The organism is Alloalcanivorax xenomutans, from assembly GCF_032810065.1.
Taxonomy (GTDB): domain Bacteria; phylum Pseudomonadota; class Gammaproteobacteria; order Pseudomonadales; family Alcanivoracaceae; genus Alloalcanivorax; species Alloalcanivorax xenomutans.
This window is the reverse complement of sequence record NZ_CP136538.1, coordinates 2,357,048-2,377,135: the sequence shown is the minus strand read 5'-3', so window position 1 is coordinate 2,377,135 and position 20,088 is coordinate 2,357,048. Positions and strand designations below refer to the sequence as shown.

General features: G+C 62.5%; 19 protein-coding genes and 3 tRNA genes. 11 read left to right on the top strand and 11 right to left on the bottom strand.

Annotation, left to right across the window (positions count from 1 at the left end; genetic code table 11):
- Positions 1–27 precede the first annotated feature (27 nt).
- Positions 28–960: a LysR family transcriptional regulator gene (locus tag RYH70_RS11030; protein ID WP_014994746.1), complete on the top strand. Its 933-nt coding sequence runs from the start codon at positions 28–30 to the stop codon at positions 958–960.
- 1 nt (position 961) lies between these two features.
- On the opposite strand, the gene RYH70_RS11025 is transcribed toward RYH70_RS11030, so the two are convergent.
- Positions 962–1,381 (bottom strand): PaaI family thioesterase, encoded by a 420-nt coding sequence (locus tag RYH70_RS11025; RefSeq protein WP_063139514.1) that lies wholly within the window; start codon positions 1,379–1,381, stop codon positions 962–964.
- 167 nt (positions 1,382–1,548) lie between these two features.
- Between RYH70_RS11025 and RYH70_RS11020 the strand changes: the two genes are divergently transcribed.
- Positions 1,549–2,139, top strand: coding sequence for a TetR/AcrR family transcriptional regulator (locus RYH70_RS11020; RefSeq protein WP_022994952.1), 591 nt, complete (start codon positions 1,549–1,551; stop codon positions 2,137–2,139).
- Here RYH70_RS11020 and RYH70_RS11015 read toward each other — a convergent pair.
- From RYH70_RS11015 to RYH70_RS11000, 4 genes are all read right to left on the bottom strand, one after another.
- A complete protein-coding gene (locus tag RYH70_RS11015; RefSeq protein WP_231504720.1) occupies positions 2,134–3,516 on the bottom strand; it encodes an MFS transporter in 1,383 nt (460 codons plus the stop codon). The genes RYH70_RS11020 and RYH70_RS11015 overlap by 6 nt on opposite strands.
- Positions 3,517–3,670: 154 nt before the next feature.
- Positions 3,671–6,271 carry a bifunctional aconitate hydratase 2/2-methylisocitrate dehydratase gene (gene acnB, locus RYH70_RS11010; protein WP_022994954.1) on the bottom strand — a complete coding sequence of 867 codons (2,601 nt, stop codon included), beginning with the start codon at positions 6,269–6,271 and terminating at the stop codon, positions 3,671–3,673.
- 297 nt (positions 6,272–6,568) lie between these two features.
- Complete coding sequence (locus RYH70_RS11005) at positions 6,569–7,801, bottom strand: multidrug effflux MFS transporter (RefSeq protein WP_208611034.1); 1,233 nt, start codon at positions 7,799–7,801, stop codon at positions 6,569–6,571.
- Positions 7,798–8,628 (bottom strand): alpha/beta hydrolase family protein, encoded by an 831-nt coding sequence (locus RYH70_RS11000; RefSeq protein ID WP_022994956.1) that lies wholly within the window; start codon positions 8,626–8,628, stop codon positions 7,798–7,800. Before RYH70_RS11000 ends, RYH70_RS11005 begins: the two co-directional genes overlap by 4 nt.
- Positions 8,629–8,777: 149 nt before the next feature.
- On the opposite strand from RYH70_RS11000, the gene RYH70_RS10995 reads away from it, so the two are divergent.
- Positions 8,778–9,356 carry a TetR/AcrR family transcriptional regulator gene (locus RYH70_RS10995; protein WP_317009114.1) on the top strand — a complete coding sequence of 193 codons (579 nt, stop codon included), beginning with the start codon at positions 8,778–8,780 and terminating at the stop codon, positions 9,354–9,356.
- Between the two features lie 12 nt (positions 9,357–9,368).
- On the opposite strand, the gene RYH70_RS10990 is transcribed toward RYH70_RS10995, so the two are convergent.
- Positions 9,369–10,271 carry a lysophospholipid acyltransferase family protein gene (locus RYH70_RS10990; RefSeq protein WP_026949246.1) on the bottom strand — a complete coding sequence of 301 codons (903 nt, stop codon included), beginning with the start codon at positions 10,269–10,271 and terminating at the stop codon, positions 9,369–9,371.
- Positions 10,272–10,384: 113 nt separating this feature from the next.
- Here RYH70_RS10990 and miaE point away from each other — a divergent pair, with 113 nt between their 5' ends.
- Positions 10,385–10,993 (top strand): tRNA-(ms[2]io[6]A)-hydroxylase, encoded by a 609-nt coding sequence (miaE, locus tag RYH70_RS10985; protein ID WP_055099985.1) that lies wholly within the window; start codon positions 10,385–10,387, stop codon positions 10,991–10,993.
- 96 nt (positions 10,994–11,089) lie between these two features.
- Here the strand turns inward: miaE and RYH70_RS10980 are convergent, their stop codons facing one another.
- Genes RYH70_RS10980 through RYH70_RS10970 form a run of 3 tightly spaced genes read right to left on the bottom strand, consistent with a single transcriptional unit; the run spans position 11,090 to position 12,918 of the window.
- Positions 11,090–11,821 carry a UDP-2,3-diacylglucosamine diphosphatase gene (locus RYH70_RS10980; protein ID WP_055099986.1) on the bottom strand — a complete coding sequence of 244 codons (732 nt, stop codon included), beginning with the start codon at positions 11,819–11,821 and terminating at the stop codon, positions 11,090–11,092.
- A gap of 5 nt (positions 11,822–11,826) precedes the next feature.
- Positions 11,827–12,417 carry a peptidylprolyl isomerase gene (locus RYH70_RS10975; RefSeq protein WP_022994961.1) on the bottom strand — a complete coding sequence of 197 codons (591 nt, stop codon included), beginning with the start codon at positions 12,415–12,417 and terminating at the stop codon, positions 11,827–11,829.
- Positions 12,418–12,420: 3 nt separating this feature from the next.
- Complete coding sequence (locus RYH70_RS10970; RefSeq protein ID WP_022994962.1) at positions 12,421–12,918, bottom strand: peptidylprolyl isomerase; 498 nt, start codon at positions 12,916–12,918, stop codon at positions 12,421–12,423.
- Between the two features lie 129 nt (positions 12,919–13,047).
- Between RYH70_RS10970 and RYH70_RS10965 the strand changes: the two genes are divergently transcribed.
- Positions 13,048–14,730 (top strand): glutamine--tRNA ligase/YqeY domain fusion protein, encoded by a 1,683-nt coding sequence (locus tag RYH70_RS10965; RefSeq protein WP_022994963.1) that lies wholly within the window; start codon positions 13,048–13,050, stop codon positions 14,728–14,730.
- A 53-nt stretch (positions 14,731–14,783) separates the two neighbouring features.
- On the opposite strand, the gene RYH70_RS10960 is transcribed toward RYH70_RS10965, so the two are convergent.
- Entirely contained in the window at positions 14,784–15,119 is a 336-nt protein-coding gene (locus RYH70_RS10960) for a YegP family protein (RefSeq protein ID WP_022994964.1), read from the bottom strand.
- A 168-nt stretch (positions 15,120–15,287) separates the two neighbouring features.
- Here RYH70_RS10960 and RYH70_RS10955 point away from each other — a divergent pair, with 168 nt between their 5' ends.
- From RYH70_RS10955 to RYH70_RS10945, 3 genes are read left to right on the top strand one after another with little or no spacing between them, the layout of a single operon-like run.
- On the top strand, positions 15,288–17,393 hold the full coding sequence (locus tag RYH70_RS10955) for an FUSC family protein (protein ID WP_026949247.1): 2,106 nt from the start codon (positions 15,288–15,290) through the stop codon (positions 17,391–17,393).
- Positions 17,383–17,601, top strand: a complete 219-nt coding sequence (locus RYH70_RS10950; RefSeq protein WP_022994966.1) for a DUF1656 domain-containing protein — start codon at positions 17,383–17,385, stop codon at positions 17,599–17,601. Before RYH70_RS10955 ends, RYH70_RS10950 begins: the two co-directional genes overlap by 11 nt.
- Entirely contained in the window at positions 17,594–18,466 is an 873-nt protein-coding gene (locus RYH70_RS10945; protein ID WP_022994967.1) for an efflux RND transporter periplasmic adaptor subunit, read from the top strand. Before RYH70_RS10950 ends, RYH70_RS10945 begins: the two co-directional genes overlap by 8 nt.
- A 42-nt stretch (positions 18,467–18,508) precedes the next feature.
- On the opposite strand, the gene folD is transcribed toward RYH70_RS10945, so the two are convergent.
- A complete protein-coding gene (gene folD, locus RYH70_RS10940) occupies positions 18,509–19,357 on the bottom strand; it encodes a bifunctional methylenetetrahydrofolate dehydrogenase/methenyltetrahydrofolate cyclohydrolase FolD (protein WP_022994968.1) in 849 nt (282 codons plus the stop codon).
- 362 nt (positions 19,358–19,719) lie between these two features.
- Here folD and RYH70_RS10935 point away from each other — a divergent pair.
- The 3 genes from RYH70_RS10935 to RYH70_RS10925 all read left to right on the top strand — a co-directional run bounded on the left by RYH70_RS10935 (position 19,720) and on the right by RYH70_RS10925 (position 20,001).
- A tRNA-Pro gene (locus tag RYH70_RS10935) sits at positions 19,720–19,796 on the top strand.
- A gap of 27 nt (positions 19,797–19,823) precedes the next feature.
- Positions 19,824–19,900, top strand: a tRNA-Arg gene (locus RYH70_RS10930).
- A 25-nt stretch (positions 19,901–19,925) separates the two neighbouring features.
- Positions 19,926–20,001 (top strand) — tRNA-His (locus RYH70_RS10925).
- Positions 20,002–20,088: the final 87 nt, after the last annotated feature.

Sequence of the window (20,088 nt, the reverse complement as noted above, 5' to 3'; positions counted from 1 at the left end):
ACCGAATGACAATCAAGGAGAGTGGCGATGTGGCCCTTGCAGCAGCTGGTTCAGTTCCGGGCGGTGTATGAGCATGACAGCCTGTCGGCGGCGGCGCGTGCCCTGGGTATGTCGCAGCCGGCTTTGAGCCACAGTTTGAGTAAGCTGGAGGCGCGTGTGGGCGGCGCCCTGTTTCAGCGACACACACGTTCCCTGCGCCCCACGGAACTGGCGCGGGCACTGTATAAACAGGCGGGCAGGGTGCTCGACGAAGTGGCCGGGCTGGACCTGCTGGTGGCCCGTTTCCATGAAGGGCGCAGCGGCCTGGTGCGGATCGGCTGCGGACCTTTCGCGCCGGATATTCTCGGCCAGAGCCTGGCCGGACCGTTACGGCGCGAGGGCAGCGGGATCCGGCTGGATCTGCACGCGGATCAGTTTGATGCCCTGCAGGAGGGGCTGTACGCCTACCGGTACGACTTTCTGGTCTATGACCGCCCGCAATTGGAAACCTTGGCGGATCAGGCCGATACCGTGGTTCAGCCGTTGCGTCATTTGCCGCTGCGGGTGGTGGCGCCGGCGGCCTGGGTCCGCGGGGAGAAAGAACCGGTCGGAGAGGATCCTGCCGCTGCCCGGGCATTCATGGCACGGATGCCATGGGCATTGCCGATTGTGCCCATGGAGTATCGGCAAAGGCTGTCACCCTGGTTCCAGGCCTTGCTGGAGCAGCGCAAGGGTGCCGAGTATCAGATGGCGGCGATCAGTTCCTGTCTGGCGTTGTGCCGGGCCGGACAGGCGATCACGGTGGCGCCGGATTTGCTGATCGAGGCGGATATCGCCTCGGGACATCTGCTGACACTGCCTTTGGATACCGGAGTGCGGGTCGATGTCAGTGCCTGCCGGCTACGCTCTCATCCATTGTCCGACGCCGCGGCGAGGGTCTGGCAACTGCTGGTCAAAGGCGGCGATTCACCCTGGCGCTAACTCAACTGGCGGGCGGTGGACTGCGGACGATGGTGCCCTGGGCCGCCACGCAGAGTTTACGCTGCTCCTCACGGCAATCGTAAATGTCGCAACGGACCACGGCCTGATTGCGGCCGGCATGAATCACCGTGGCCTCCGCCAGCAGGGTGTCGCCGCCGGCGGGGCGCAAATAGTTGATCTTGAATTCCGAGGAAAATACCAGCGGCTCCAGAACCGTGCCACCGGCGAACGCCAGCGCGTTATCGGCCAGATAGCTAAGGACGCCGCCGTGGACGAAGCCGTATTGCTGGCGCAGATCGTCCTTCACCTTCAGGCGCAGAGTCGCTTTTCCCCGCTGATAGTCCAGTAATTCCGTCCCCAACAGGGCGCTGAAGGCTTGCTCGGCCAGGACCTGCCGGGCCTGCTGCAAAGAGGCGTGCATGGAGAGTCTCCCGGGTTCGGGGCATCACCGGAATAGCGATACCGTTAGTGGAGTATTACTCTAGAGGAATGCTCTATTGACGTCAATCCACACAGGTTGTGCCTTGTGGCGAATCGCATTAGGGTGCTTTGCTCTCCACTTTCCACTCCCCCACTCGAGGGCCGGGAATGCCGAGTTCGGACACACGTGACAAGATCATCGCCGCCGCGCTGACCACTTTCGTGGAAAAGGGCGTGGCCAGCGCCACCATGCAGGCAATTCGTGAGCGGGCCGAGGTGAGCAATGGCAGCCTGTTTCACTTCTTCGCCAACAAGCAGAGCCTGTGCGAGGCGGTTTATCTGGAGGGGATCCGGGACTATCAGGGCGGCTTGGCGGCACAGTTGGAGCAAGGCGGTGGCGCTCGTGACGTCGTCGCGGCGTTGCTGCGTTACCACCTGGAATGGACCGAGGGAAACCGGGACTGGGCGCGATTCCTGTCCGAGCGCGGCTACACGGGATGGGGCGAGGATCTGGCCCGTCAGGTGGAACAGGCCAATACCAAATTGATGTCGACGGTGTCCGCCTGGGTGCGGAGACATGTGGCGGAGGGCACACTCAAACCGGTGTCCCCGGAGGTGGTGGTGGCCACCTTGTTGGGGCCGGCCCAGCTGCTGTGCCGGGCCTGGTTGGCGTCGGAGAGCGCCGCCGCGCCAACCACGCATCTGCGGGAACTGGTGACCGTGACTTGGAGCGCGTTGGCTGCCCGAGGCAGCTTATAGCCGGGGTGTGGAGCGGATCCGTAACAGACTGATTGCCGCGGCGCAGGCGGCAAAGGTGGCGGCCATGATCAACGCCGGGGTGATGCCGTTGGTCAACTGTCCGAACACCAGGGCAGTGAGCGCCGCGCCCAGGGTCTGTCCAATCAGCCGGGTGGTGCCCTGCATGCCGCCGGCGCCACCGCTACGCTCTCTTGGCGCCGACCCGATCATGGCGCGATTGTTGGGCGCCTGAAACAGCCCGAAACCGATGCCGCACAGTGCCATGGATCCCAGCAGCGCTGGCAATGACGGTTGTTCCGGTAGCGCGGCAAGTAATAGTAATCCGGTCATTTTCAGCAGCAGCCCGAGGGAACACAACACGCCGATGGGATAACGATCCGCCAATCGCCCGGCGATGGGGGCGGTGACCGCCACCGCCGCGGGCCAAGGTGTCATCAGCAGCCCGGTTTCCACCGCGCTGTAGCCGAGAATGTCATGCAGATAAAAGGGCAGGGCGATAAACGCGGCCATCTGACTGGTGAAGGCGCAAAACGAGGTGCCGATGGCCAGGGCGAACGGCGGAATACGTAGCAGATCCACCGGCAACAGCGGCGACGATTGGGACAGCTGCCGGCGTACCAACAGCGCGATCACCACCAGCGAGGCGGCCAGTGCCAGCGCCGCCACGGTACCGCCCATGCCATGGGCAAGACTGTCCACCGCCATGACCAGCAAGCCGATGCCCAGTGCATTGAGGAGCGCGCTGCCCCAGTCAAAGCGGCGTGGAGCCTGGCCGGTCTCGGGCAGATTGTGGCGGGCCAGCACGAAGGCCAGACAGCCCAGGGGTATGTTCACCGCGAACAGCCAGGACCAGGATCCCACTGACAGAATGCCGGACGCCACGGTGGGGCCGACCGCCGAGGATAGGGCCACCACCATGGCGATCAGGCCGATGCCCCGGCCCAATAAGCGTGACGGATAGATAAAGCGCACAAGGGCGGCGTTGACGCTCATGACCCCGGCGGCACCCAGTCCCTGAAAAAACCGGGCGGCGGTGAGTGTTACCAGGGAGTCCGCGAGAGTGCACACCAGGGACGCGATGGTGAACACCGCCAGCCCGGTCTGATAGACGCGGCGATAACCGACGATGTCGCCCAGCGACGACAGCGGCAGCAAGGTGGTGGCCACGGCGAGCAGATAGGCATTCACGATCCACACCGATTGCGACGGACTGATCTCCAGATCCCCGGCAATGGTGGGTAGCGCCACGTTGACGATGTTGCTGTCCAACACCGCCAGGCCGACGCTTACCACGATAGCGAACATGGCCCAGCGTCGTTGCTCCATGGGCAGACCGTCCTGGTCCGGACGGTGTTGACCCGATGTACTGTCAGGCAAGAAAAAGCTCCTGGCGCAAGCGTTCAAAAGGTCACAAAAAAATCATCATACCCGGTTGAAGGTGAGGGCTCCATTTGGCGGATGCGGGTTTGTATGGCGGCCATAAAAAAGCCCGGCGCGGGGCCGGGCTTTTTTCAACAGCGAAGCGCTTCCATCAGCCTGCCTGGGCTACCGGAATCTTCACCTTGTCCGCTACTTCCTGATACTCCTCCATCTGGTCGAAGTTCATGTAGCGGTAGATCTCACCGGACATGGAATCGATATCCGCGGCGTATTGCATGTATTCCTCCACGGAGGGCAGTTTGCCCAGAATGGAGGCCACCGCCGCCAGTTCCGCGGACGCCAGATAGACGTCGGCGCCTTGCCCCAGACGGTTGGGGAAGTTACGGGTGGAAGTGGACACCGCGGTGGACTTCGGCGCGATCCGGGCCTGGTTACCCATGCACAGGGAGCAGCCGGGCATTTCGGTACGGGCACCGGCGCTGCCGAAGATGTTGTAGTAACCCTCTTCGGTGAGCTGGCGCTGATCCATCTTGGTCGGCGGCGCGATCCACAGACGGGTCGGCATGGTGCCGCTTTCCACTTTCTGCAGCAGCTTGCCGGCGGCGCGGAAGTGACCGATGTTGGTCATGCAGGAACCGATGAACACTTCATCGATCTTGGCGCCGGCCACGTCGGACAGGGTCTTGGCGTCGTCCGGATCGTTCGGGCAGCACAGCACCGGTTCCTTGATCTGATCCATGTCGATCTCGATGACGGTGTGGTACTCGGCATCGGCGTCGGCACGCATCAGGCTCGGGTTGGCCAGCCACTCTTCCATGCCCTGGATACGGCGTTCAATGGTACGGGCGTCGCCGTAGCCATTGGCGATCATCCATTTGAGCATGGTGATGTTGGACTTCAGGTACTCGGTCACGCTGTCCTCGGACAGGGTGATGGTACAACCCGCGGCGGAGCGCTCGGCGGAAGCGTCGGACAGCTCAAACGCCTGTTCCACGGTGAGATCTTCCAGGCCTTCGATTTCCAGGATGCGGCCGGAGAACACGTTCTTCTTGCCGGCTTTCTCCACGGTCAGGTGACCTTCCTTGATAGCCTGCAGCGGAATCGCGTGGACCAGGTCACGCAGAGTGATGCCCGGCTGGCGTTTGCCTTTGAAGCGCACCAGTACGGATTCCGGCATATCCAGCGGCATGACGCCGGTGGCGGCGGCGAAGGCCACCAGACCGGAGCCGGCCGGGAAGGAAATCCCCATCGGGAAGCGGGTGTGGGAGTCGCCGCCGGTGCCCACGGTGTCGGGCAGCAGCATGCGGTTCAGCCAGGAGTGGATAATGCCGTCGCCCGGGCGCAGGGAAACACCGCCACGGTTCATGATGAAGTCGGGCAGGGTGTGTTGGGTTTCCACGTCCACCGGTTTCGGGTAAGCGGCGGTATGACAGAAGGACTGCATCACCAGGTCCGCCTGGAAGCCCAGACAGGCCAGGTCTTTCAGCTCGTCACGGGTCATCGGGCCGGTGGTGTCCTGGGAGCCCACGGTGGTCATCTTCGGCTCGCAGTACATGCCGGCGCGAACGCCTTCCATGCCACAGGCCTTGCCGACCATCTTCTGGGCCAGGGTGTAACCCTTGTTGGAATCGCCGGGCTGTTCCGGTTTGCGGAACAGTTCGGACGGAGCCAGCCCCAGGGCTTCACGAGCCTTGGTGGTCAGGCCGCGGCCGATGATCAGGTTGATCCGGCCGCCGGCGCGCACTTCGTCCAGCAGCACTTGAGAACGCAGCTCGAATTCGGCGATCACTTCGCCGTTTTTCTCGACCTTGCCTTCGAAGGGGTAGACGTCGATCTGGTCGCCGGTTTCCATTTTGGAAACATCACATTCGAACGGCAGGGCGCCGGAATCTTCCATGGTGTTGAAGAAGATCGGAGCGATCTTGCCGCCGATGCAAACGCCGCCGGCACGCTTGTTCGGAACATACGGAATGTCTTCGCCGAAGTGCCACAGCACGGAGTTGGTGGCGGACTTACGGGAGGAGCCGGTACCAACAACGTCGCCCACATAGGCAACGGGCAGACCTTTGGCCTTCAGTTCTTCCATCTGCTTGAGCGGGCCGATTTCGCCGTCTTTTTCCGGGAAGATGCCTTCACGGGCATTCTTCAACATGGCGTTGCCGTGCAGCGGAATGTCCGGGCGGCTCCAGGCATCCTGGGCCGGGGACAGGTCGTCGGTGTTGGTTTCACCGGTGACCTTGAAGACGGTCAGAGACATTTTCTCCGCCAGGTCCGGGCGCTTGGTGAACCACTCGCCTTCGGCCCAGGACTCGATCACTTCCTTGGCTTTGGCGTTGCCGGCTTTCATTTTGTCTTCCACGTCGTGGAAGGCATCGAACACCAGCAGGGTGTGCTTGAGCTCGTCGGCGGCGATTTCCGCCAGTTCGGCATCATCCAGTGCTTCCACCAGGGTGGCGACGTTGTAGCCGCCCTGCATGGTGCCCAGCAGTTGAACGGCGCGTTTGCGGTCGATCAGGGGAGAACTGGCTTCGCCTTTGATGATCGCGGTCAGGAACGCGGCCTTGACGTAAGCGGCCTGGTCCACGCCCGGCGGAACGCGGTTGACGAACAGATCCTGAATGAACTCCTCTTCGCCGGCCGGCGGGTTTTTCAGCAGTTCAACCAGTTCGGCAACTTGCTGCTCGTTCAGCGGCTTGGGCGGCACACCTTCGGCGGCGCGCTCTTCGACATGTTTGCGATAGGCGTCTAGCACAGCGTATCCCTCGTTTCGTCTTGGCTGATTTCTTTTGAAAATCAGCTGGTTAGGGTGTCTCTGGGGGTCGGAATTGCGCGCGGAGTATAGCGGAAACCCCATCATCTGTTAAGCCAAACGGGGTCTGTGGCCATTCATGACATGAATGTTCGTAATCACTGGAAGCGCAGCCCGGACGCTGGACTAAAGTCAAAAACCGATTCGCCGCCCAGGCGGCTTCCCAAAGCGGCGCTCCGTAGCCCCCTTGTGGGATCTGCCTGGGCGGCGAATCCGAATGCAGGCGTAGCGTCTCCCGCGTTAACTGGCGGCGCCTCGATTCCGGTACAGCAGAAAAGCGGCCATAGCCAGCGCCGAGGTCGTGGCCAGAATCGTTCCCAAGGCCGTTACCGGCGGCAGCGGTAATGCCGAGGCGAGCGCCGTCATCGCCGCCGCGCAACTCATTTGCAGACAACCGAGCAGCGCCGAAGCCAGCCCGGCTCTGTCGGGAAAGGGATGCAGCGTGAGGGCCGTGCCCAGCGGATTGATCAGTCCCATGCCGAACAGAAAGAGGGTGATCGCCAGGGAAAACGGGATCAACCCATCGGCGATGGCGGGCAACAGGCTAAGGCCGCTGATCAGGGCAACGAGAATGCCCGCCAGCCCCACCTTGACGACGCCGAACCGCCGAGCGAAGCGCGGGGCCAGCAAGCCGGCGGCAAACACCACGAAGACCGTGGCGGCGAAGAACCCGCCCAATTGCAAAGCACTGAGCCCGAGACGGCCCATCAGAATCGCCGGCGCCGCGGCAAAGAAACCGTACAGCCCCCCGATCACCAGGCTCACCGCCAGGGCTGGCAGTAGAAACCGCTGGTCAAGCAGCAGGCGCAGGTAACCCGGCGCGGCGGAGGCCAGCGCCTTGTGGCCGCGGCGGGATGGCGGCAGCGTTTCACCCGCCCCTGACAAATAAAGAGGAATCAGGATGGCGCCAAGCACGGCCACAACCAGAAAGTTGGCACGCCAGCCCAGCGCCTGCTCCAGAGCCCCGCCCAGCAAAGGCGAGAATCCTGGAGCCGCTGCCATCGCCACCATGGTCAACGCCAGAGCCCGGGCCAGAACCTCCCCGTCAAACAGATCACGGGCAATGGCCCGGGACAGAACCGAAGCGGCGCATACTCCGAGCGCCTGAATCACCCGGCCCAGTATCAGTTCATTCATGTTGTCGGCACGGCTGCACCAGAGACTGCCGGCGATGAATACCAGCAGCCCCAATACCACCAGAGGCCGGCGGCCATACCGATCGGATAACGGGCCCACCAACAGCTGGCCGGCGGCGAAGGCGGCGAAAAAACTCGACAACAACAACCCAAGCTCCCGCGCCGGCACACCGATGTCGCTGGCCATGGACGCGAACGAAGGCAAAATAATATTGGTGGAAAGGGTACCAATGGCCGCGAGGCCAGCCAGTAATATCAACAGGTTACCGCTGAATTCTCGAGCCGTTTCCAGGGATGGAACGGAGGCTTCGCCACGCTCGGGCATCGGGCCGGTCACGCCTCGCCTCCCACGTTTGCCCGCGTCATTTCCTGGGCGCCGGCGGCAGCAATGAAGTCGCTACAAAGCCCGATCACCGCTGGATCCCGTAGCAGCCGCCGATGCCCCAGCCCGCCGGCGCGGATCAGCTCGGATTGCGGCCAGTTTCGATGAAGGGTGTCGGCGGCGCTGAATGGCACGGTGTCATCTTCCGGGTCATGCACGATCAATCCGGGGTGACGCAGGCCATCCTTCAAGACGTCAAGGTCCAACGCCGCCAGCGGATGACCGATGAAGTCCTCCACCCATTTCTCGAAAGCGGCGGTGCTCGCCCGGTCCAGCCCCACACCAATGGCCAGCTGTCGCACCATTGCCGACAACGAGACCGGGCCGCCCAGATGGACACTGGCGTGAACGCTCAGACCACGATGAAACGCCCACAGGGCGGCGGCGGAGCCTACTGAATGGGCGAGTACGCCATGCACGGGTGCCCATTCCCGGGTCAGGGCCAGCAGTGCTTCCCCCATGTGCACCACGCTGGCCCGTTCGCCAGTGGCTTCGCCGTGGGCCGGGCCGTCGAACAGCGTGACACTGTATCCGGCGGCGAGCAGCGGATCGACGAAACCCAGCATGTGCGCGGCGCGGCTGCTCCATCCGTGGACCAGAACCACCCGGGGGCCGACGCCGAAGGTCCAGCTCACCAGGGTACCCATGGCGGTGGAGTGAGTGTTTTTCTCGGCGCTGTCTAGCCGTTCCTGTTCCTGGGGCATCAAGGGCGGACGCTCCGGCACCGCGAAGGCGTTGATGAGGGCGGGCGGTATGGACTTCGACTGTTGTGGAGAGGGCATGGGGCCTCCTTGAAAAGGGCTCGGATTGGCGAGCCGGTTAAATGATGGGTGACATGTTTGATTAAATGTCGCCCATCATTTAAAATTCGTCAAGCACTTTCAGACTGATGGCCGGAGCGATTGCCGCTCCTTGGCAAGGAGGATGAATCATGAGGGTCACCCGGGCTCAGGCCGAAGAGAACCGTGAGCGGGTTATTGAAACGGCGGGGCGATTGTTTCGAGAGAGAGGATTTGACGGTGTGGGCCTGAACGATCTGATGCAGGCCGCGGGGCTGACCCGGGGCGGATTCTACGGGCAGTTCGAGTCAAAGCTGGATCTGGCGGTGCGGGCTTTGAGCCGGGCCCAGCAGCACAACCTGGAGCGCTGGCGTCCGTTGGCGGAGCAACCCCGGCAACAGGCTTTGCAGAATCTTATCGGCGGTTATCTGTCGCGCTATCACCAACAACACCCGGAAGATGGGTGCGCTCTGGCGGCGCTGGCGGTGGACACGGCCCGCCAGCCGGAGGCATTGAAAGAGGCGTTCACCGATAACCTGAGGACCTTCCTGGGCTTCGTGGCCGAGTTGTGCGACGGCGATGACGAGGAGCAGCGCGAGGAACGGGCCATGGCGGTGCTGTCGACCTTGGTGGGTGCCCTGGTACTGTCCCGCGCCACCGACGATGCCGATCTGGCCCGTGGCCTGCGGCGGGCCGCATCGGCAGCGGCGTTGGAGGCGGGGCGCAAGTAGTGTGAACCGGCCCTAGTACGGCAGAGTGCCACCGGGAGGTTGGCGGCGAAAGCGCTTGTAGCTCCACAGATACTGGGATGGTTCCTCCAGAATCAGCGCTTCGATGGACTGGTTCATGGCCTTCAGCGCGTGATCCAGATCGCTGTCGTGAATGTCCTGGTGGGCCGGGCGCACGCGGATCTCGAAGCCGCCGGCGCCGGGCAGACGGCGGGCCCAGGCCATGAACACCCGGGCACCGGTCTGTTGCACCAGCTTGCAACTGAGCGTGCCGGTGTAGGCGGGCTGGCCGAAAAACGGAGCGAATCGGCCGCTACGGCGGTCCGCCACCTGATCCGGCAGAATCGCGGTCATTGCTCCCTTGCGCATGGCCCGCACCAGACCGGCGACGCCACGGGCGCTGGCCGGGTACATGGTGGAGCCGAAATGCTCACGGCCCCGCTTGATCAGATCGTCCACCTCGGCCATGCCGGAAGGAGCGAACATCACATGTAGCGGGAAATCCCGTGCCAGCCAGAAATTCAGCACCTCCCAGCAGCCGATGTGCGGTGCCAGGATCAATACCGGCTGACCGGCGTCCACCGCTTCACGCAGCGGGCCGTCGCCATCCACCGACACCACCCGGTCCAGGCCTTCCTCCGGGCGGCGCCAGAACAGGGCGATCTCAAACGTGTTCTTCACCGTTTCCACCAGGGAGTCCCTGACCAGTTGATCCGGGTTCGGCTGGTTAGGCAGACACAGTGATAAATTGATGCGGGTGACGCGCCGGGCCTCGCTGGGCAGGGCGGCGAGCAGGCGGCCCACGGCGGTGGCAAGCGCCCGGTTCAGTCTGAAGGGCAGCAGGCCAAGCAGGCGCAATCCGGCCACCACCAGACTCCCTTTCAGTTTTTGTATGCGTGGATTGGTTCGACGTCCCATGGCGGGCAAGTATACGGCGCTGGGCGCGGGACGCCAGAGGGAATGGCCGTCGGCCATGGAGACGATGGTGCCGGCGTGCCGCTATAATCGCCGCCGGACCAAACGAGGACGCCATGACCGACATATCCGCCCTGCAAGCCTTTTTGCCGTGTGCCACGCCCCGGGCCTGGATCGACTGGGCGCTGGAAAACCCCGATCTGTTGATGATCGACCACGCTCACTGTGAGAAAAAGGCGGCTTCCACGGCGCTCAACCTGATGTTCCGCTATGTGGACCGGCCAGAATTGCTGGATGCCTTGAGTCAACTGGCCAGGGAAGAACTACTGCATTTTGAACAGGTGGTGAAAATGATGCGCGAGCGCGGCGTGCGTTATGACCATCTGTCGCCGTCACGCTACGCTCAGGGGCTGCGCCGCCATGTGCGCACCAGTGAGCCCGGGCGGCTGGTGGACACCCTGATCATCGGCGCCCTGATCGAGGCCCGCTCCTGCGAGCGTTTCGCCGCGCTGGCCCCCCATGTGGACGAGGAGCTGGGCCGCTACTATCGCTACCTGCTGAAAAGCGAATCCCGTCATTTCGAGGATTACCTCGACCTCGCCCGGCGCTACAGCGATACGGACATCGAGGACCGGGTGGCGTTCTTTAAGGAGAAGGAAAGGGCGTTAATCGAGGAGCCGGACGAGGTCTTTCGCTTTCATTCCGGCACACCGAGGAGCAGTTAACAGTGAATGGTTAATAGTTAACAGCGAAAAGCGCGGGCACGGCGGCTTGAAATTACCTCCGCGTGTTCCCGCGAATTATTCATTATTCACTGTTAACTATTCACTAATTTCCTTGCTTTCCAGCCGCAATCCCTGATCATCGGCAATGATCCACCAGCTCAGATCGCCCCAGTCGCCGAGTACCCAACGGGTGCCGGTGCCGCCGGAGAGGGGAACCTCATGGACCGCGGGGCGGTGGGTGTGGCCATGGATCAGGTGTTTGACGCCGGCCTCATTCATTACCCGGACCACTTCCTCCGGGGTCACGTCCATGATGTTCTCGGCTTTGTTGGCGTTGTTGCCCTGGCTCTGCATGCGCATGCCCTGGGCGATGGCGCGGCGTTCTTCCAGAGGCTTCGCCAGCATTGCCTGCTGCCATTGCGGATTGCGAGCCAGCGCGCGGAACTGCTGATAGGCGGTATCCAGGGTACACAGGCTGTCGCCGTGCATGAGCAGAGCGCGGGTTCCGTACAAATCCACCACGGTGCCTTCATCCAGCAACTGGCCACCACACTGGGCGGCGAATTGTTCGCCGAGCAGGAAATCGCGATTACCGTGCATGAAATAGAGGGCGCTGCCGGCGTCACTGAAGCGACGGAAGGCGTCGATGGCCTGGCGGTTGAAGGGGGCATCGTCGTCGTCGCCGATCCAGGCCTCGAACAGATCACCGAGCACATACAGAGCGTCGGTCTTGCCGGCGTGCTCCTCCAGCAAGCGTTCCAAGGCGGCCAGATGTTCCGGCCGCGCCGGATCCAGATGCAGATCGGAGATAAACAGCGTATAGCTCATGATACTCAGTCGGCCTGGCCGTCTTCATCCAGGCGTACCGCCCGCTCGATGATCACCGGCGTGCTGGGCACGTCGCGGACGCTGTGGGCGCCGTTGAGACGGCCGACGCCGGTGCGCACCTTGGCGATCCGGTCCACTGTGTCCATGCCGTCCACCACCTTGCCGAACACCGCGTAACCCCAGCCGCGCGGGGTCGGAGCGGTGTGATCGAGCATGGCGTTGTCCTTCAGGTTGACGAAGAACTGGGAGGTGCCGGAATCGGGGTTTGAGGTGCGGGCCATGGACAGGGTGCCGCGCTCATTCTTCAGACCGTTGTCGGCTTCATTCTTGATCGGAGCGTGGGTTTTCTTCTGCTGCAGATCGCGGTCAAAACCGCCGCCCTGGATCACGAATCCCGGTACCACGCGGTGAAACACGGTGCCGTCGTAGAAGCCCTCGTCCACATAGCGCAGAATGTTCTCCACCGTTTCGGGCGCCTGTTCCGGGAACAGCTCGATGGTGATGTTACCCATGGAGGTCTGCAGGCGCACCTGAGGGTTGGCGGCCCAGGTCAGGGAGCTTATCAGCAGGGCGGACAGAGCGATCAGCAGGCGCATGGATCAGTCCTCGATGATCTGGGCGGATTCAATCAGCACCGGATCCTGCGGCACGTCCTGATGGAAACCGCTGCGGCCAGTGGGCACTTCCTTGATCTTTTCCACGGTTTCCATGCCTTCCACTACCTTGCCGAATACGGCGTAGCCCCAGCCGTCCGGGGAGCGGGCCTGGTCCAGAAAGTGGTTGTCCGCCACATTGATGAAAAACTGAGCGGTGGCGGAGTGCGGGTCGGAGGTGCGCGCCATGGCGATGGTGCCGATTTCGTTGGAGAGGCCATTGGCGGCTTCGTTCTCGATCGCCGCCTGGGTCGGTTTTTGTTCCATTTGCGCGGTGAAACCGCCGCCCTGGATCATGAAGTTGCCGATGACGCGATGGAAAATGGTGCCGTCATAGAAGCCTTCCCGCACGTAAGACAGGAAATTTTCCGTGGTTTTCGGCGCACGTTCGCTATCCAATTGCAGAGTGATTTTGCCGTAGGTGGTCGTCAGCACCACTTTCATGGAGTTCTCCTTGGTGGGAGCCGGAAGGTCTGGCGCGTCTGGGGGCGCTTCGACCGGCTCCTGAGTCTTTGACTGTAAAGGGGCGCACTGTACACTAATGCCCCCCGTATTTCAGCCGCAGGCGGCTTAATGAGTGACGTGAAAGCGCCCAGTAATTTTATCAGACAGATCATCGATCGTGACCTTGCCGAAGGTAAAAACGACGGCCGGGTGGTCACCCGGTTCCCGCCGGAACCCAATGGCTACCTGCATATTGGCCACGCCAAGTCCATCTGCCTGAATTTCGGTATCGCCGAAAGCTATGGTGGCGCTTGCCATCTGCGCTTCGACGACACCAATCCGGAGAAGGAAGAGGAGGAGTACATCGTCTCCATCCAGCGGGACGTGGAATGGCTCGGGTTTCAGTGGGCCGGACCGGTGCGTTTCGCCAGCGGCTATTTTGATCAACTGTATCAATATGCGCTGCAATTGATCGACAAGGGCCTGGCCTATGTGGACACCCAGAGCCCGGAGCAAATCGCGGAAATGCGCGGCAACTACAACCGGCCGGGCCAGAACAGCCCGCACCGGGAGCGGTCCGTGGAAGAGAACCGGGCTTTGTTCGAACGTATGAAGGAGGGCGGCTTCGAAGAAGGCGAGGCGGTGTTGCGGGCCAAGATCGACATGGCCAGCGCCAACATCAATCTGCGTGACCCGATCCTGTACCGGGTGCGCAAAAAAGCGCATCACCAGACCGGTGACAAGTGGGTCATCTACCCGATGTACGACTTTACCCATCCGCTGTCGGACGCCATCGAGGGAATCACGCACAGCCTTTGTACCTTGGAGTTCGAGGATCACCGTCCCCTGTATGACTGGCTGGTGGAACACGTTGAGGTGCCGGCTCAGCCCCGGCAATACGAATTCGCCCGGCTCAACCTCAATTACACCGTGACCAGCAAGCGTCGCCTCAAACAACTGGTGGATGAAGGCCACGTGGCCGGGTGGGATGATCCGCGCATGCCCACGCTCAGCGGTCTGCGCCGCCGTGGTTTCACGCCGGCATCGATTCGCGGGTTCTGCGAGAATTTGGGAGTCAGCCGCGCGGACTCGGTGATCGACATGTCGATTCTGGAAGACTCGGTGCGCGACGACCTCAATCAGCATGCGCCCCGGGCCTTCTGTGTGCTTAACCCGCTCAAGCTGGTGATCCGCAACTGGCCTGAGGACAAGACCGAGTGGCTGCAGGCGCCGGTGCACCCGCAGAACGAAACCATGGGTACCCGGCAAATGCCGCTGACCCGCGAGGTTTATATCGACCGTGAGGACTTTCGCGAGGAAGCCAACAAGAAGTACAAGCGTTTGGTGCTCGGGGATCGGGTGCGGTTGCGCTACGGCTATGTGGTGCGTGCCGAGGAGGTGGTGCGTGACGATGCCGGGGAGATCGTCGAGGTCCACTGCAGCTATGATCCGGACACGCTCGGCAAGAACCCGGAGAATGATGAAGGGCAGGGCAAACTGCGTGGCGTGATCCACTGGGTAAGCGCCCCTCTCGGGTTGCCATGCCAGGTGCGCTTATACGACCGTCTGTTCAAGGTGCCGATGCCGACCCGGGTGGGTGAGGGCGAGGACTTTCTTGATCACATCAATGAAGCGTCCTTGCAGGTGCTGGACCACTGCGTGGTGGAGCCTGGCCTGAAAGGGGTATTGCCGGAAACCCGTTACCAGTTCGAGCGGGAAGGGTACTTCTGCGTGGACACGGACAGCGATGAGAATGGTCTGATCTTCAATCGCACCGTGGGGTTGCGCGAATCCTGGCCTCGCGAGGCCTGAATCGGGCCACGGCGCTGGGTGTATAAAGGGGCGGCGACCGCCGCCCCTTTACTTCAGTCGGTGAGATCGTCCACGGCGGCGCCCGGTGCGTTGGTCTTCACCGAGTCGATACCGTTTTCCATGCCACCGGTGTCCTTGTACATCTGGCTGGTGCCGATGACCTGATGATTACCGGCCAGCAGATTGAAGTAGTGCCGGCCATCCTTGGCTTCCTTGCGTTGATAACGCTCGTCCTTGGCGGCATTGGTCTGCACCGATTCGATGCCGTTCTTGCAGGCTTCCTTGGTGGTGTATTGCTCGCTGCCGAGAATGACCTGACCGTTGGCGGCTTTCAGTCGGAAGATGAATTGTCCGTTGCTCGCTTTATCCAGTTCAAACTTTCCTGCCATGGTATCTCTCCTTGGTTCGCGCCTCCGGAAGCGGGGGCTATAAGAGAGTGTGCCATTGTGATGTGACAAGGGTTGTAAAAGTGTTTAGCGTTGGTTTCGCTTCGTAGAAGCGCCAGCGTCGCCTCGTTGTATACTGCCGCAACGAGGACAGGGAAAGAGGAAGCGCGAATGATCTTGGCGGTGCCGGCGTTCATACGCGAATCCGGGCGCAAGGAGTGGCAATTCGCCCTGCGGACCTTTGCCGCTGGCATGCTGGCACTGTATCTGGCGCTGTTGTTGGGGCTGGATCAGCCCCAGTGGGCGCTGATGACGGTGTACATCGTGGCTCAGCCGCTGGGCGGTATGGTGATCGCCAAGGGGCTGTCACGACTGGTGGGCACGGTGTTGGGCGCGGTGATGGCACTGTTGCTGGTGGGCGGGTTCGCGCAGCAGCCACTGCTGTTCTTTATCGCCATTGGTGCCTGGCTGGCCCTGTGTACCTACCTGGCCAATCTGCTGCGCAACTTCCGCTCCTATGCCTTCGTGCTTTCCGGTTACACCGCGTTGATCATCGGTTTGCCGGCCCTGTCGCAGCCGGATCAGATGTTCACCGTGGCGGTGGCCCGGGTCACCGAGATCGGCCTGGGCATCCTCTGTGCTTCCGCCGCCAGTGTGCTGGTTTGGCCCCGTTCCGCCGCCACCGCCTACCTGCACCGTTGTCGGCAGCAACTGCGGGATTTGATCGCACTGGTGGCGGACACCGCCGGCGGTCGAGCGGACAATCGCACCCTGCAGCAGCGCCGGCGCGAATTGATCGCCAGCGGCATGGCGCTGGAAGCCCTGCGCGAGAATGCTCTGTTCGACTCCCAGCAGTTGCGGCGGCGGGCCGGGCTGTGCCGCCGCCTCGGTCACGAAATGCTGGCACTGATTTCCTCGGTGGGTCCGTTGGGAGCCTACGTCAATCGGTATGCCTCGGTGCATCAGCAGGACCGTCTCGACGAATTGCTGCGCGGCATGTCCGAGTTGGATGGCGAACTGGATCCGGAGAGCCTGCGGGTGTGTCTCTCCGGACTCCACGATCAGGCCCGGGATCTGGCCCGCGGTCTGCGCAAGGAGACGGTGGGCGACAACGAACAACGTTTCCATGCCTTGCAACTGGCACTGGAACACTGTGGCGAACTGTGCGATCGCCTGCGCTCCAGTGTCGTGCTGTACGCCATGCTGAGCGACCAGGCCCTGACACAGTCGTGGCGGTCCGGCACGTCACGATTGCACCTGGATCATGGGCAGGCGTTGCGCAGCGCCGGGCGTACCGCGATTGCCATTGCCGCGGCCCTGAGCCTTTGGTTCTGGAGCGCCGCGCCATCGGATCAAGGCACTTTGATGGTGATCCAGACCGGGGTGGTGTGCGCGTTGTTCTCCACCCGGGATGATCCGCTCAAGGCGGTGTCCGGGTTTCTCAAGGGGGCGTCCCTGGCGGTGGTATTGGCCACGCTCTATCGTCTGGTTCTGCTGCCGGGCACGGAAGGCTTCGCCGCTCTGGTACTGTGGCTGGCGCCGGTGTATCTGCTGGCCGGCCTGGCGATGACGCAGTTGCCGAGCATGGCCATGGGGACCGCCACCGTGATCTTTTTCCCGATCCTGCTGGATCTCGGGCCGCAACAGGACTTCTCGGCTCTGCCGCTGTTCAATAACGTGCTCGGGCTGGCGATGGGATTGTTATTGCCAGTGCTGGCATTTCTACTGATCTGGCCCGGCGATGATGCTGCCACCGCCCGTACCCGTTTATGCCGGGATCTGTGCCGCACCCTCGGGCGCTGGCCCATGTCCCGCCGCCGCCCCCGTCACGAAATGGAAACCGTGCTGTATGACCGCATTGCCCGAACCTTGCCGCGACTGAGTCCGGAGAGTGCAAAGGACGGGGAACTGTTGCATGGCGCCATGGCGGCGGTGACGCTGGGGCTGGGGTTACTGTTTCTCGACGCCTTGTGTCGGCGTGGCGTGCCTGATCCGATCCGGTTCACCCTGACGCGGCTTATCCGGGACACTCAGAGAGTATTGAGAGACGGTGACGAGGCCCGTTGGCGGCAATTATCGGCGGACACCGAGCGCGCACTGCGGCAGTGTCAGCAAGCCTATAACAAAGCGGAAGGCGAGGGTGAGCGCCGCCGGCTGGTGCGGGCGGTGGTGCGTCTGCGTATGCAGATCAATATGATCGGAAATTATGGCGGCTTCTTCCTGGCCGGATCCGGAGCCGGCCGCTGGCGGGGGCTGGAGATAGCACATGCTGTATGAGATTGAGCTGGGCGGCGTGTTGCTGCCGCCCTTGGTGCCGCAGGTGCTGTTGGCCCTGCTGTTGTTTCTGCTGGTGCACGGTCTGATCAGTCGTTTTGATGGCTACCGGCACCTATGGCATCCGGCCCTGGCCGGATTCTGTGTGTTCTTGATCGTGCTCGCCCTGGTGATGGGGGCGTGGCTGTCGCTGGGGAGTATGCATGGCTAATAATAAGGAAGGCGGCCGCTGGCGCGCTTATCTGTTCACCGCGTTGCTGGTGGCGGCCGCGGCGGTGGCGGTGTGGTATCTGTGGCGCCACTATTTCGAGGATGTTTGGACCCGGGATGCCCGGGTGCGCGCGGTGGTGGTGAGCGTGGCCCCGGACGTGTCCGGAGCGATCCAATCCCTGAAGGTGGTGGATAATCAGTACGTGGAGGAGGGCGAAACCCTTCTGTTGGTGGACCCGCGCCGTTATCAACTGGCGCTGGATCAGGCCAGGGCCGAGGTGGCGCACCGGCGCCAGGAACTGAATCTGCTGTCCCGGGAAGCCAGCCGCCGTCGCAGCCTCGGGCGAGCCATTTCCCAGGAGGAGCGGGAGGAAGCGGATAACAAGGCGGCTTTGGCGCGGGCCGATCTGCAAGCGGCGGAAGCGGCCCTGGCACGGGCGGAACTGGATCTGGCTCGCAGTGAAGTGAAGGCTCCGGTGGCCGGCTTTGTCACTCATTTGCTGGCGCATACCGGCGATTACGCCCAGACCGGGCAGCCGGTGGTGACACTGGTGGATGACCAGTCGTTCTGGGTCGAGGCCTATCTTAAGGAAACCCAGGTGCATCAGATCAAGGTGGGGGATGCGGCTCGTATTCATTTGCTGGGCGCCGGCAAAGCGCTGACCGGCAAGGTCACCGGCATTGGTCGCGGTATCGCCAACAGCAACGCGGTGACGGCGGACAAGGGACTGCCTTCCGTGGCGCCGACCTTCGAATGGGTAAGGCTGGCGCAGCGGATTCCGGTACGGGTGGAGTTTGACGAGATCCCGGACACGCTGCTGCTCAGTGCCGGTATGACCGCCAGCGTGCAGGTGTTGCCGGAGTAGGGAGGAGGTCTGGCGTCAGGGGCTGGCGCCAGACCTTCGGAGTTACCCTTTGAGTGCTTTTTCCGCTGCTTCCAGGGTCTGGAAGATCAGGGTGTTGATGGTCATCGGGCCGACGCCACCGGGCACCGGCGTATAAGCGGCGACGCGCTCCACCAGCGGTGCCAGCTCGATGTCGCCGCACTTCTGCGGATGGTAACCTGCGTCGACCACCACGGCGCCGTCCTTGATCCAATCGGCCTTGATGAATTCCGGCTTGCCCACCGCGCCGACCACGATGTCGGCCTGTTTCACCAGCTCCGGCAGATTGCGGGTCCGGCTGTGGCAAATGGTGACGGTGGCGTTGGCACCCAGCAGCATCATTGCCATCGGTTTGCCAAGAATGGCGCTGCGGCCCACGACCACGGCGTGTTGGCCCTCCAGCGGCACCTGGTAGTGCTCCAGCAAGCGCATGATGCCCTTGGGCGTGGCGCAGCCATAAGCGTGTTCGCCCATGGCCATGCGGCCAAAGCCGAGACAGGTAACGCCGTCCACGTCCTTGCCCAGGGCGATGGCGTCAAAGCACAAGCGCTCGTCGATCTGTTCCGGCACCGGGTGCTGCAGCAGAATGCCATGCACGTCCGGATTGGCATTGAGCTCCTCGATACGCTGCAGCAGCTGCTCGGTGGTGGTGTCCTGGGGCAACTCGATGGCCTGGGAATCCATGCCGACGCGGCGGCAGGCATTGCCCTTCATCTTTACATAAGTGGCGGAGGCCGGATCGGTGCCCACCAGAATGGTGGCGAGAATCGGCGTGCGGCCGCCGGAAGCGGCTTTCAGGGCTTCCACCCGTTGTGACATCTCTTGCTCGAAGCGTTGAGCCAGGGCCTTGCCGTCCAGAATCTGCGCGCTCATGGGTCTCTCTTGGTCCTTGGAACATATAAAAGGAAAGCGGTGGGAATCGCGCGGCGATTCTCGCACGGTCGGCGGGTTGGAGCAAAAAATCGCCGGGAGCGATTTTTGATGTCGCGGCAGTGATGGTCCGAAGGATGGCCGCCATGGACGGCGGCCACAAAAAATCGCCGGGAGCGATTTTTGACGTCGCGGCAGTGACGGTCCGGAGGATGGCCGCCATGGACGGCGGCCACAAAAACAGAGTCACCGCACTTTTCTTCCCCGGTTGTTTATAATTCCAGCGAACAGGTCAGATAGCGGGTTCGCGGCGTTGACGCTCCTGGGGGCGGCGAGTATTATGCCGCCTCGCTCGACCTGCTCGGCGGGGTGTAGCGCAGCCTGGTAGCGCGCCTGCTTTGGGAGCAGGATGTCGGGGGTTCGAATCCCTCCACCCCGACCAACTCAGCGAAGGTTGAGAGGTAGTTAAGCGCCTGTAGCTCAATTGGATAGAGCAACGGCCTTCTAAGCCGTCGGTTGCAGGTTCGAGCCCTGCCAGGCGTGCCATCGCTGGCGGCTCAAGCGATTTATGGTGACTGTAGCTCAGTTGGTAGAGCCCCGGATTGTGACTCCGGTGGTCGTGGGTTCAAATCCCATCAGTCACCCCAAACATGGAGCCTCCGGGTGAAAACCCGGGGGCTTTTTTATTAGGGCGCTGGAAGCCAGACGCTGGACGCCGGCGTCCGACCCAGTGA